This window comes from Oecophyllibacter saccharovorans (assembly GCF_006542375.1).
Lineage (GTDB): Bacteria > Pseudomonadota > Alphaproteobacteria > Acetobacterales > Acetobacteraceae > Oecophyllibacter > Oecophyllibacter saccharovorans.
Genome location: NZ_CP038143.1, coordinates 1,272,739 through 1,285,121, shown reverse-complemented (window position 1 = coordinate 1,285,121; position 12,383 = coordinate 1,272,739). Strand labels below are relative to the sequence as shown.

Annotated in this window: 12 protein-coding genes, 1 tRNA gene and 1 pseudogene; 5 read left to right on the top strand and 9 right to left on the bottom strand. The window is 62.1% G+C overall.

The features are described 5' to 3' along the window. Nucleotides 1–5: 5 nt before the first annotated feature. The 5 genes from E3E11_RS05545 to E3E11_RS05525 all read right to left on the bottom strand — a co-directional run bounded on the left by E3E11_RS05545 (nt 6) and on the right by E3E11_RS05525 (nt 4,064). The gene (locus E3E11_RS05545; RefSeq protein ID WP_141451524.1) at nt 6–1,511 is read right to left on the bottom strand and encodes an efflux transporter outer membrane subunit; all 1,506 of its coding nucleotides are present in this window, start codon (nt 1,509–1,511) and stop codon (nt 6–8) included. Between the two features lies 1 nt (nt 1,512). Further along, entirely contained in the window at nt 1,513–2,424 is a 912-nt protein-coding gene (locus E3E11_RS05540) for an efflux RND transporter periplasmic adaptor subunit (protein WP_141451523.1), read from the bottom strand. A 12-nt stretch (nt 2,425–2,436) separates the two neighbouring features. After that, a complete protein-coding gene (locus E3E11_RS05535; protein ID WP_141452169.1) occupies nt 2,437–2,631 on the bottom strand; it encodes a DUF1656 domain-containing protein in 195 nt (64 codons plus the stop codon). 444 nt (nt 2,632–3,075) lie between these two features. Continuing rightward, entirely contained in the window at nt 3,076–3,522 is a 447-nt protein-coding gene (locus E3E11_RS05530) for a hypothetical protein (RefSeq protein ID WP_141451522.1), read from the bottom strand. 263 nt (nt 3,523–3,785) lie between these two features. Beyond that, the gene (locus E3E11_RS05525; RefSeq protein WP_141451521.1) at nt 3,786–4,064 is read right to left on the bottom strand and encodes a hypothetical protein; all 279 of its coding nucleotides are present in this window, start codon (nt 4,062–4,064) and stop codon (nt 3,786–3,788) included. Nucleotides 4,065–4,602: 538 nt separating this feature from the next. Here E3E11_RS05525 and E3E11_RS05520 point away from each other — a divergent pair. The 4 genes and pseudogenes from E3E11_RS05520 (at nt 4,603) to E3E11_RS05505 (ending at nt 7,298) form a co-directional block, all read left to right on the top strand. Then, the gene (locus E3E11_RS05520; RefSeq protein WP_141451520.1) at nt 4,603–5,670 is read left to right on the top strand and encodes an extracellular solute-binding protein; all 1,068 of its coding nucleotides are present in this window, start codon (nt 4,603–4,605) and stop codon (nt 5,668–5,670) included. 82 nt (nt 5,671–5,752) lie between these two features. Next, nucleotides 5,753–6,223, top strand: a pseudogene (locus tag E3E11_RS05515) (YcgN family cysteine cluster protein); the annotation flags it as partial. A 173-nt stretch (nt 6,224–6,396) separates the two neighbouring features. Then, a complete protein-coding gene (locus E3E11_RS05510; protein ID WP_141451518.1) occupies nt 6,397–7,068 on the top strand; it encodes a M48 family metallopeptidase in 672 nt (223 codons plus the stop codon). A gap of 144 nt (nt 7,069–7,212) precedes the next feature. After that, nucleotides 7,213–7,298, top strand: a tRNA-Leu gene (locus tag E3E11_RS05505). Nucleotides 7,299–7,301: 3 nt separating this feature from the next. On the opposite strand, the gene E3E11_RS05500 is transcribed toward E3E11_RS05505, so the two are convergent. The 3 genes from E3E11_RS05500 to E3E11_RS05490 all read right to left on the bottom strand — a co-directional run bounded on the left by E3E11_RS05500 (nt 7,302) and on the right by E3E11_RS05490 (nt 9,429). Further along, nucleotides 7,302–7,634 (bottom strand): hypothetical protein, encoded by a 333-nt coding sequence (locus E3E11_RS05500; RefSeq protein WP_141451517.1) that lies wholly within the window; start codon nt 7,632–7,634, stop codon nt 7,302–7,304. Nucleotides 7,635–7,800: 166 nt separating this feature from the next. Next, on the bottom strand, nt 7,801–8,769 hold the full coding sequence (locus tag E3E11_RS05495; RefSeq protein ID WP_141451516.1) for a DMT family transporter: 969 nt from the start codon (nt 8,767–8,769) through the stop codon (nt 7,801–7,803). Between the two features lie 171 nt (nt 8,770–8,940). After that, entirely contained in the window at nt 8,941–9,429 is a 489-nt protein-coding gene (locus tag E3E11_RS05490; protein WP_141451515.1) for a hypothetical protein, read from the bottom strand. Nucleotides 9,430–9,793: 364 nt separating this feature from the next. On the opposite strand from E3E11_RS05490, the gene E3E11_RS05485 reads away from it, so the two are divergent. Further along, complete coding sequence (locus E3E11_RS05485) at nt 9,794–11,257, top strand: APC family permease (RefSeq protein WP_141451514.1); 1,464 nt, start codon at nt 9,794–9,796, stop codon at nt 11,255–11,257. A gap of 37 nt (nt 11,258–11,294) precedes the next feature. Here E3E11_RS05485 and E3E11_RS05480 read toward each other — a convergent pair whose 3' ends face one another. After that, nucleotides 11,295–12,332, bottom strand: a complete 1,038-nt coding sequence (locus E3E11_RS05480; RefSeq protein WP_141451513.1) for an SDR family oxidoreductase — start codon at nt 12,330–12,332, stop codon at nt 11,295–11,297. Between the last annotated feature and the right edge of the window lie 51 nt (nt 12,333–12,383).

Sequence of the window (12,383 nt, the reverse complement as noted above, 5' to 3'; positions counted from 1 at the left end):
GGATTTCAGCGCGTGAAGGCGCGCAACAGGATGCTTTCCTTCTTCTTCTGCACAGGCAGCAGGGTCGGGCCCAGGTTACGTCCCTGCCAACCGGCGCCCATGGCAACGTAGAGAGCCACGACATCGTTCAGGCGCAGGCCGCGCGCCACCACATCGGCTTCCATGGCGCTCAGGGCGTTCTGCTGGGTGTTCAGCACGTCAAGAAAGGGTGTCAGCCCCGCACCGAAAAGCTCCTTGGCCCGGTCGCGCGCCAGGCAGGCTTCCGTTGCGGCCGCCTTGCGTTCCAGAACCTGGGTATTGTCGTGGTACCAGTCAGTCATGGCATCCTCGACTTCCCGGAAGGCATTGAGCACAGTCTGGCGATAAGCCAGGCGGCTGCCTTCCGCCTGGTGACGGGCCTGGCTGATTTCCGCCGTCAGCTTACCGCCGTGCAGAACCGGGACAGACATCGTCATCAGGATGTTCCAGGCCATCGCGTAATCCTGCGCCAGCTGGTAGAAGGCCGAGGCATTGGGATTGAAGCTGAGCGGAATGCTGAATTTCGGATAGAGATTGGTGACAGCCACGCCGACACGCGCCATGCTTTCAGCATATTTGCGCTCGCTCTGGCGAATATCGGGGCGGTTGATCAGAACGGTTGACGGCACTGTTGCCGGGAAGGCCGGGGCGATCGGCATGGGCTCGCGCTTCTCGAGCTCCGGCTCCAGAGTGCCCGGCATCTCGCCCATCAGCATGGCCATGTCATAGATCAGGCGCTGCTGGCGGGCATAAAGCGGGGGCAGCTTGGCGCGTTCTGTATGCTCTTCCGCCCGGGCCTGGGCTACGGAAAGCGTGTTACCGACGCCGTTTTCATACAGCCGCTCCACCATATCGGTGCTCGAATGCGCGACCTTGATGGAGTTCTCGACGACATCCATCTCTTCCTGCACCATCCGCAGCGTCACGTAATCGGAGACCAGGTCGCTCAGCAGGCTCATCAGCACGCCGCGGCGCATCTCGATCGATTCCTCGACCACGCGTTTCTGGGCTTCCACTTGGCGGGCGATATGGCCGAAAACGTCAAGCTGCCAGCTGGCAGTCACGCCGTAGGTCAGGATAGCAGCAGCCGGATGCTGGCGGCTGGAAACCTTGGGACGCAGCGGCCAGTTGTCGATATCGATCGAATAACGGTTTGTCCCCGCGCCGGCATTGGCGTCCATCTGCGGATACCAGTCCGCAGAGGCCTGCCGCTTGAGCGCCTGGTAAGCCAGGATGTTCTGCGTGGCGACCTGCAGGTCGTAATTGCCCTTGATGGCCCGATCCACCAGATGGTCAAGCACAGGGTCCTGAAACAGCGCCCACCAGTCCCGCAAATCCTTTTCCGTCTCGGCGATCTCCTCCCTGGTCGGGGGATGGGGGGCGGCCGAAAAATAGGCCGGCACAGGAAAATTGTCCGGCTTGTATTTCGGCCCCACCACACAGGAAGTTAGCAGGCAGCAGCTGGAAAGCAGAACGGTTAAGGCGCGTTTCATGTCAGAGATGGGTCTGCAGCCAGGTGGTCAGGATACCGTTGCCGCCCTTCTGGATCGGCCCGACCGCCACACTTGCGGTCATGCCTGAAGAAAGCAGGACTTCCGGCGGCACATTGTCGAACTCGACGCGCACCGGAATTCGCTGCGCCAGCCGCACCCAGGTGAAGATCGGGCTGACATCCGGCAGGCCCAGACGGTCCCAGACGCCGTTATTGTCGTTGATGCCGCGTCCAATACTGACCACGTGGCCCTGCAGGATCTCAGGATACCCCATCAGCTTGATGCGCGCCTTGTCGCCGACCTTGACGCCCAGGAGCTTCGTTTCCTCGAAATAGGCATTCATCCAGAAGCTCGAGGCATCCACGACAGAAATATAAGGATGGCCCGCCGTCGCATAATCGCCCACGCGCAGGTTGAGGTCGGTCACGTAGCCGTCAACCGAGGAATAGACCGTCGAACGCTGCAGGTTCAGCAGGGCGGTATCCAGCTCGGCCTTGGCGGTATCCATCAGGGCGCGCTTGTTGACTACGTTGGAATCATAGTCATCCACTTCCTCGCGCGACACCACGCCGTGCAGGCCACGACGGCGCTTGGCATTGGCCACGGCGAGCTCGTATTCATCGGTCGTGCCCGCAACCTTGGCGCGCGCCTCGTCAATAGCCAGCTGGAAGCGCAGCGGATCGAGGGTGTAAAGCGGATCGCCCTTGTGGACGAACTGGTTGTCCACCACCGGCACAGCCACGACCGTGCCGGAGACTTCCGGCGCGGCAATCACGACATAGACGCGCACACGCCCGTCGCGGGTCCAGGGATCAAGCACATAGACCCCCCAGACCACATAGCCAAGACCGATGGCGATACAGAGAACAAGTCCCGTCAGGATCGGTCGGATCAGGCGTGCAATCCAGTTCACGCTTTCCTCTCCTCAGACATAGAGCACCAGCAGGCAGAGGATACACACATACAGCCCGACCTCGAACAAGGGAACGTGCCAGAACCAGGCGAGCGCCCCGAAACGCCAGAGCAGGAAGCGTACCACCAGCGTCACGAAGACAGCCACCAGCGCATAAATGGAAAACGGTGCGACGTAGATGCCAAAAAGATTGACTTCCGCCAGCATGGTGACGTGCTTCATCAGGCAACTCCCTGAGAAACATGGCGTCTGCCGCCCCCCGGCCTCCGGCCTGTGCGGGCTTGGGCACTTTTGCCCGGACTGAGCGCCTCCCGCAGAACGACAGCAAATCCGGCCGGGATTGCGGCACATCTTCGCAGTGCCTGTGCCGATGCTGGTATTACGCTCACTCTGTTCCTCGTCGTCCTTGCCTGCACGGTGGCCTGGCTTGAATTCCTGCCGGGCCTGCGCTGCACGCTGTCCTTTCCAGCCCCTCACACTAGGAGCGGTTGCAGATTCAGTAGCGGATCTGCCGTGACCTGACCAGCATCTTCAGACTGCACAACCAGGTGAACCACCATCGCAGCGGCTCATGTCGGTATCGGATCACGGTTATCTGAGACCGTCAGTACAGGATTTGTGAAGTTCTGCAAGCGTGCTGCAGCACGTTCCTCATTTCCGCTTGCCGTGCTTGAAAAAGCCCTGCAGCACGCCCAGGGCCCGGTGACCGATAAAGCGCCCCAACGGACCACAGATCAGCGCAATGAGTGTCGTGACCGCAAAGGATTGTTTCAGCTCCTGCACGCACTGGTTACGGGTCACGACGGATTTTTCCTCCAGCACCGTGGGCCGCCGCGTCCGCAGGGCCAGAAGGCCCAGGATCAGGGCGATCAGCACATCAAGCCCCAGGACACTCAGCGCAGCCCAGAGCGGCCCCATGTGGCAGACAACCAGAAAAAACGCCCAGAACACCCCATGGAGGGAAAGAATCGCAAAGAACAGGAACAGGGCCGCTGCAATGAGCAGGGCAAGCCGCACCCCATGCCGCCGAGCCGCTAGGGTAAGCACCTGGCCCTGCGCGACGCAGGCTTCCTGAGCGAGTTCAATGAGGTTGGTCATGACGTCTCGGACCCTTTTGCAAACTGAAAGAGGACGTGAAGGAAACAGTTACAGATAACCTGTCCGACAACCTGCCCGCAACGGGGGAGCGCCTGGCTGCGCCTTGGCTGACACAGCACCACAACAAAAACGAGATATTAACCAAGAGAAAACGATCAAAAAAACGGCCTGAAAGAAGAACTCTTTCAGACCGCTTTCCGGCTGCAGTTTCTACCAGGGAGCCCCTCACCCGGATTACGGGCCCAGAGCGCCGCAGTGAGGGTTCAGCTCTTGGTCAGACGACCTGCGATGAACCCCACCAGGAGGGAGACCAGCACGCTGACGAACGGGCGCGCGCTGATGCTCCGCTTGGCGCGCTCGACCTCTTGGGAATGCTCCACCTTCTGAAGCGCCTTGCGGGCATGATGGGTCATGTCATCGACCGCAACCTCGATCGGGCATTCATGGGGGTGACGCTCCTGGAACTCGCGAACCTGCTTGCGCAGGGCTTCAGCCTGGGCTTTCACGTCTTCCTTCAGGTCCTTGCCAAAATCTTTACTCATGTCTGTCCCGTCCTTCCTTTGTCAGCCTTTATCAAAACGTTTCCAACAGCCTCTGCCTCGGCTCAGCCACCCCGGCTTCAGATCGAGTCGATCTGCGGCGGTTCTTTCAGGCCCGGCGTCTTTCGGATGAAGGCAATTCCTTGTACAGGATGGAACCAGGACCGCAAATCTGTCCAGCCCTTCCGCTGCCGGCCGAACGCTTTTCCCAAAATCCGGCTCTCGCCTCACCCAAACTGTCCCAACAGCTGAAAACCGTAAAAGGGGTAAAAGGGTTGGCAGACATAGAGAGCCAAAGCCGGGCAAAGAGAGGCGCAGCAGGGTTGCCCCGCTCCCGGCAGACTGGCACACTTTGCCCCTCCGCTGCTGAGGAAACGCTGTGAAACCCCGCCCCGGTGCAAGACGTCATCTTTCTTCCCGGCTCCTGGCCCCGCTGCATGAGAACGGACATGACCCTGACAGACATGCTTTCCACTTCCCTGCGGCTGCCTGTCTCCTTTCAGCGTCTTCGAAGCAGCCCGCCCCAAAAGCCCGGAACGGGATGGACACACAGGTGAAATCCCGCTCCTCCTGTCGTTCCCCCCTGTTTTCCGTGCTCCAGGTTGCCCGGCAGCTCGCCCCTGTCATGGGGCTCTGCACCGCTTTCTTCGGCCTTGGAAATAACGGATCGCTGATCAACGCCGCCTGGGCCGCGCCTCAGGGGCCGGTCACCCTCGCCGTCCCTGAGGGCCTGCTGCCGCCTGGTGAGGGCACGGTTACTTTTCCTGAGTCCCGCCTGCGCCGGAAGTGGCGGAACAGCGAGCTCCTCACCCTGCCGCCGCTCACAGGCCAGCCACAGTCCCAACCACAGACCGTGCGCCTGGAGAGCTGGAACACGCTTGAGCCCACTCTGGAAAGCACCACCACTCATTTCCCGCCCCGCTGGCAGGCAGTCCTGACCAATACGCTGCAGGCCCAGCTGGGTTGCGTCCACAGCTGGCTGCAACCCCTCGACAGCAAGGGGAACTGCGGGCTGACGGCAGGCGTTCTGCCTGTCACACTGGTCTGGGACAGCGGCCGCCTGCACCACGCGCCTGATTGGAGCGCGCTGTGGGATGTCGTCCGCCTGCCAGGCCAGCGCAGCCTGCCTGCCACCGCGCGCGGCACGCTGGAGATCGCCCTGCTGGCTGACGGCGTGACGCCAGGCAATGTGTACCGCCTTCTTGCCACCCCTGCTGGAGTGGACCGCGCTTTCTGGCGCCTCGACCAGCTGCGGCCCTATATCGTCTGGTGGCAGACACCCCTGGAAGCCCGCCGTTTCCTGGAGCGCCGGGAAGTGCTCATGGGGCTGGCGCCGACTGCCCTGCTGCCTGCCGGCCAGAAAGCCTTCGTCACCAACCCTGACCACGTTCTTTATTCGCCCCAGGTCTGGACCCTGCCTGCCACGCTTGACACGCTTCAGACCAACCGGGTCACCACCCTGCTGCATGAACGCACGCCCGGCCTGCCGCCACTGCCCACGTCACGCCCCAGCACGTCACTGCTCCTGGATGATACTTTCTGGGCCACGCATGGCCAGGCGCTAGAAGAACGCTTTCAGACCTGGCGAGCCCAGAAAGTCGCGCACTGAGAGCGCCACTGGCTGGCTGGCTGAAGCGTCGCCTGTCCCTCCCCGCACGTCACTTTCAGGTCTTCAGGATCCTTGAGCCTTCATGACTTCCCCCCCCTTCTGGAAAACCCTGTCCCTTGACGAAATGCCGCGCGCGCTCTGGGAATCCCTCTGCGATGGCTGCGGACGGTGCTGTCTGCACAAACTGCGCGACGAGGAGAGCGGAGCCATCATCTGGACCGATGTCTCATGCCGCCTGCTCGACACCCATAGCTGCCTGTGCCGTGATTACGACCGCAGGCAGCGGCGCGTTTCCGACTGCATCAGCCTGACACCTGAAATGCTGCCCGATCTCGACTGGTTGCCTCCAAGCTGCGCCTATCGCCTGCTGCGCGACGGTTATGACCTGCCGGACTGGCACCCGCTGGTCAGCGGCACGCGCGAAACCGTGCACAGCTCCGGCGCCTCGGTGCAGGACCGCTGCCTGAACGAACGTTCCGCCGGCGCGCTGGAAGACCATGAGGCCGCCTGGCCTGGAGAGTGGCCCCAACCGCGCATGCCCCGACAGCTGCCGCGTGTCACTCGGCACGGCAAGCCCGGGCACGCCAGAGCCGAAAACGCCAGCACCGGAACCGGCAGAACTGGAAATAACAGAACCGAAAAGGTGAAATAACAGCGCGCCTGATCTCAGACCCCGCTTTTTCCCTGTTGCCTCTTCCCTGGCGCCTCGCAAGGAACTGAACGGTCATGCAAAGCCTGCCTGTCTTCTGGAACCACTCCCGACGCGCACGCCGCCTGTCACTGCGCGTTGACCCGACACGCCGGGGCGTGGTGATCACCCTGCCGCAAGGGGCGACGCGCCAGCAGGGCCTGACCTTTCTGCAGACGCAGACCGAATGGGTGCTGACTGCCCTGGCCGGTCTGCCCCCGCCCGCAGGAGAAGGAAAGCGCCTTCCCGTGGACGGCAAGGACAGGCTTGTTGTTTCCTGCCCGCAGGCGCGCCGGGGCGTGTGGCTGGAAGAAGACCGGGTCTGCGTCAGCGGGGCGCCGGAACATCTGGAGCGCAGGCTGCGCGACTGGCTCAAGGAGCGGGCAGCCAGAACATTGCCGGCGCGGGTGCGCCACCATGCCGGGCGCCACGGTTTCACCCCTTCCACGATCGTGCTGCGTGACGTGCGCAGCCGCTGGGGCAGCTGCACCCGTCAGGGCCGGATCATGCTGAGCTGGCGCCTGGTCTTCGCCCCGCCTGCCATTCAGGATTACGTCATTCTCCACGAACTGGCGCATCTGCACCACTTCAACCATGGCAAGGCCTTCTGGGACCTCGTCGATCAGCTGCTGCCGGGCGGGCCTGAGGCGCGGAAACAGGCCGAGAAATGGCTCAAAACACACGGCGCCGCTCTGCTGGCCACCCTGTAAGCTCTGCGTTGTGGTTAATGCAGATGGGCGCGCGATCCTCACCGTTCAGCTGCAAACGACCAGGAATGGCCTTAACCAAATCCCGCAAATCAATTATGCTCCCAGCGGTCTCTGCCTCCCGCTCGGGAAAGCACGGAACCAATTGCGCGCTTGGCGGAATGGTAGACGCACGAGACTTAAAATCTCGAGTCCGCAAGGGCGTGCGGGTTCAAGTCCCGCAGCGCGCACCAAGGTCAGTTTCTGACGAAGATGACCTGGGCATCCGGATAGTCGCCCTCGACATTCGGCTCGACCTTGAAGCCTGCGCCATGGGTTTCCAGCCAGGTTCTGAGCGCCTGCCAGTCCAGAGGGGGGAAAGCGGCGACATGACCCTGGCCGTTGGGCAGCGTCGCACCGGGCCAGACGGGGGCGCGCTGTTCCTCTTCAGTCAGCTTGGGGAAGAAATAAGCCACCGCACGGACCGGGAGCATGAACTCACGCGCTTCAGTCTGGCTGACCTGGCTCAGCCGCTCGGCAATGTCGCGCCGGCCTTCCTGAAGTTCACTCGGGGTCAGGGCCTTGGGCATGATCTGTCTTCCTTTTCTGTCACTGGCAGCCGCTTTCTGGAGGCCGTGCACAACCGGATCAGACGAAAGCGCGCTGCATATACCGATTCTCCAGCTATGCCCCAGACCCGCCGCGGCGTAAATGCTCCCTGCCTCCCGGCAGTGGGATTGTTTAGGGCAGGCGGGTTTAGAGAACCGGATCGTGTTCCGTTCCGGGGAGAGGCACGCCCTGCATGGCTGCATTGGCCGCCACCGCATTCTCCAGCAGCGGATTGGGGTTGGGATTGGGGCGGCGGGGCGCGCCTTCCACCCCGCCTGACAGCAGGATGATGGCTATGCCCAGAATCGTCCAGTGATCCAGATGGTCGTGGAAGATCAGCAGGCTGAACAGGACAGTCCATAACATCTGGCTGTACTGCATCAGCGCCACGCGGCTGGAGGGAATGCGCGCGGAAGCCTGCATGAGACAGAGCTGCCCACCAGCCATCAGAAAGCCGTAACCGAAAAGGTCTCCCCAGACGGGCAAGCCTGTCGGCCACTGGAAGCTCGGCAACATGAGCAGGCCGTTACCGACCAGGGGCCCCGCCAGGGTAGCGCTGTAGACGGTCAGCGGTTTTTCCCGCCCTTCCCCCATCTTGAAGGAGATTACGTTCACCGCCAGCACCACCGTCACGCCTAGCGCGCAGAGCTCGCCCACGCCGATCGTGCGCATGCCCGGGCGCAGCACGATCAGCACCCCGATGAAGCCGATCAGCGTGGCAAGCCAGGACGACCTGCGCACCGGCTGGTGCAGAACAAGAACCGACAGCACATTTGTCACGAAAGGGCATAGGAACATCAACGCCATCGCTTCCGCCATGGGCAGGAGCATGAAGGCCTCGACACTGAGCGCTGTGGTCAGAAAAACAGAAAGGGCCCGCAGCAGCCATATGCCCCAATGGTGCCGCGGGAAAAGATCGCGCCAGCTTCCTTCCCTGGTCTTGACGACCGGCAGCAGCAGCAGCCCGAACACGCCGCCGGAAAAAGCGACTTCGTAAGGGCCAAGGCGCCCTGCAAGCAGCTTGGAGAACATGTCGCTTACGGAGAATGCCGTAAATCCGGCAAAGGCCAGGACAGTGCCCAGTGGAAACGGACGGCGGCGGAAGACAGACCTCATGGGCCGGCACTCCACAAAATGGAACCCTCAAGGACAGCAGCCCGCCCCTTGCGCGTTCCAGTTGACGACCTGCCTTCCCTAACATGAATGAATTATTCTGTTGAGGCCGCTCTGAGACCGTCCAGAAACACCCGCGATCTGTTGCAGTGAAAGCGTTTTTAAAGACCGAATTTAAAGACCGAGGCTTTTTTTGATCAGATCGCCGATTTCCTGTGCGCTGGCCGCGATTTCACGCCGCAACTCCTGCTCCCGCTGCCCGGATCCAGATCCAGATGATGGGCCTTTCTGGTCCTCAAGCATGAGGAGATCTTCATACAGCGTCAGCAGCTTCTGGCAGGGGGCCTTGAACTTGCGGCCGCCGACCTGGCGCAGGCGGAAGATGAAATCCACGAATTCCCGTCGGGCGCGCAGATTTTCCTCTGCAGGGCGGTCTTCAGGCAGAACGGCGGGCGGCTGGCTGTAAGCTTCCCGCACGGCAGAAATCCGGTGGTACAGCTCTCCCAGTGCTTCCTTGCGTGCAGCGCGGCTCTGCAGGGCATGGCGCACCCAGTCGGATCCCTGCTGCAGGCCGGCATCCTGCAGCAGGGAACGGGCCGCCCCTCCCACGACAGATTGCGCCAGCTTTCTGGCCCCGTTCGCAAGCAGGAGATGATAGACCATGGCGTTAGGTTCCCTTGTTTGCTCTGAAACTTTTGCACTTGTCTCAGGCCGGGTCAGATTTCCAACCCTGCTTATACCCGAAGCGCGCGCTGACACCCAGACTGTTTCCGGAACGGATTTATTTCAGTGGCTTTCAGCGGACCTTCGGGGCTTCTCTTGAAAATCCTTTCAGAAATTATCCGAACCAGCACATCGTGGTAATTTTCGATCATTTTCTGCAGCTGAAAGACACCTCCTGTTGCGTCTTTCGTTGCTGATAGGCAATATTAAATGCGCCATCCAGTGCGCGCATCGTTTTCAGGATACCGCTTGCCGGCCGAACTGCAGACGGTCAGGGAACCACCAGCCCTCTCAGGGAGCCTCTATGCTGTCATCCATCTGGCGCCTCAAACCTTCCACTCCTTCTGCGCCTGGCAGCAGCGCAAAGCGCGTCCTGGGCCCCTGGCAGCTCATCGCCCTGGGTGTTGGCACTTCTCTGGGGGCAGGTCTTTTCGCCATCACCGGCATTGCCGCCGGGCAGTATGCAGGCCCTGCCGTGGCGCTCAGCTTCCTGTTCGCCGCCCTGGCCAGCGCCTTCGTAGCTCTTTCCTATGCCGAGCTTGCCAGCATGTTCCCCAATGCGGCCGGCTCCGCCTACTCCTATGCTTATGCCGGGCTGGGCGAAGGCATTGCCTGGGGAATCGGCTGGTGTCTTTTCATTGCCTATCTCGTCACCCTTTCCCTGGTGGCGGGCAGCTGGAGCAGTTACCTGACCTCCCTGCTGGCGGAATGGGGCATCGTTCTCGATCCGCGCATCGTCGCCTCGACCGGCACGCTCGTCACGATGCCTGATGGCAGCCACGCGCGGGCTTTCATCAATCTCCCCGCCATCATCGCAATCTTCGCCATGACAGCCCTGCATCTCGGGGGCGTGCGGGAATCAAGCAAGGTCAACACGCTTCTGGTGGGGCTGAAAGTGGCGATGGTGACTGTCTTCATCATCGCCTGCCTGCCGCATGTCGACCTGCGCAATTATCATCCCTACCTGCCCGAAAATACCGGCCAGTTCGGGCAGTTCGGCTGGAGCGGCATTCTCAGCGGCGCCTCACTCGTCTTTGCGGCCTATCTCGGTTTCGATATCGTCTCCTCAGCCGCTCGCGACACGCGTGAACCACGGAAAAACCTGCCCATCGGCATTCTCGGCACCCTCGGCGTGTGTGCCTGCATCTATGTCACCTTCTCAGCAGTTCTGGTGGGGGTCGTGAATTTCCACCAGCTGGCCCATGACGCAAGCCCTGCGGCCACGGCCATGAACGCCATTCACATGCCGGTGCTGGCGCAGATCGTCAAACTGGGCATTCTCATCGGCTTCTTTGCCGTTCTTTACGGCGTTCTCTTCGGCCTGAGCCGCTCCATCATGACGATGGCCGAGGATGGCCTCATCCCGCCCGTCTTCAGTCGCACCACCCGCAACGGCGCACCCTGGGCTGCCCTGATCGGCCTAGCCATCACGAGTTCCATGCTCGGGGCTGTCCTGTCCATCAATGCCCTGGGCAACATGGTTTCGCTGGGCACGCTGCTTGCCTTCATCGTCGTCTGCATCGCGGTGCTGATCCTGCGTTACCGCCGCCCCCAGGCCGAGCGTCCTTTCAGGATGCCGGGCGGGCCTTGGTGCATTCCGCTTCTGGGCATCCTGAGCTGCCTGGCCGTGCTGAGCGGCATGGACCTCATGACCTGGCTCCGCTTCGGCGTGGCGCTCGCCCTGGGGGCGGCCATTTACTTCCTCTACGGCATCCGCCACAGCAAGCTTGCCTGCAAGGGCTCGCCCCAGCCCTTTGAGCCCTTCTGAGCCGCACAACTCCAGAAAAGCCGGGGGAGGGCCAGCCTCAGCCCGGTTGGCCGTTGCCGCCCGTTATTCCCCAGATCTGCCCTGTCACATAGCTGCTGTCCGTTGAGGCCAGAGTCACGTAAACAGGCGCGATTTCAGCAGGCTGGCCGGGACGGTGATAGGTCACGTCAGCGCCGAATCTTTCCACCACGCTCTGCGGCTGCGCGCCGCAGACCTGAAGTGGGGTCCAGAAAGGTCCGGGCGCCACGCCATTGACGCGGATGCCCTTGGGCAGAAGCTGCTTGCCAAGGCTGCGCGTCATGTTGGAAATGCCGGCCTTGGTCATCGCGTAATCAACCAGGATCTCATTCGGGTCATAAGCGTTGCGCGAAGAGGTGGTAACGATCGAGCTGCCTGGCGGCATATGGGGAACAGCCGCCTTGATCAGCCAGAACAGGGCATAGAGATTGGTCCTGACCGTCCAGTCGAATTCTTCAGTCGTCAGATCGAGAATGTTCTCACAGTAATGCTGGCGGCCTGCGGCATTGACCAGGCAGTCCAGCGCGCCCAGCTCACGGGCCGCCCCGTCCACCAGCTTGCGGCAGAAACCCTCGTCGCGCAGGTCTCCAGGCAGCGCCACGGCCTTGCGTCCCGCTGCACGGATCAGGGCGCTGACCTGGCGGGCATCCTCTTCCTCCTGCGGCAGGTAATTGATCGCGACATCCGCCCCCTCACGTGCAAAGGCGATGGCCACAGCGCGACCGATGCCGGAATCGCCGCCCGTGATCAGGGCATGACGGCCCGCCATGCGCCCGCTGCCGCGATAGGTCGTCTCCCCGCAATCGGGCACCGGGTGCATTTTGCCCTGCAATCCGGGCCAGGGCTGCGGCTGCGCGGGAAAAGGCGGGGCAGGATACATGGTCATGGGATTGCTGAGCGGCGGGGCGGGGCTGCCGGCATTCTGCGGTTCAGCTTCCGCCATCCTGCCATGCAGCAGGGCAGCCGCCCCCAGAGTGGCAGCCCCCATTTTCGCCGAGCCTGCCAGAACGCGCCGACGTGACGGGTCTGAGGGGGTCTCTTTCTCGCGGTCACTCATGTCAGGTCTTTCCTTTGCGGCTTTACGGTCCCGGGTTTCTCAAAGGGCACG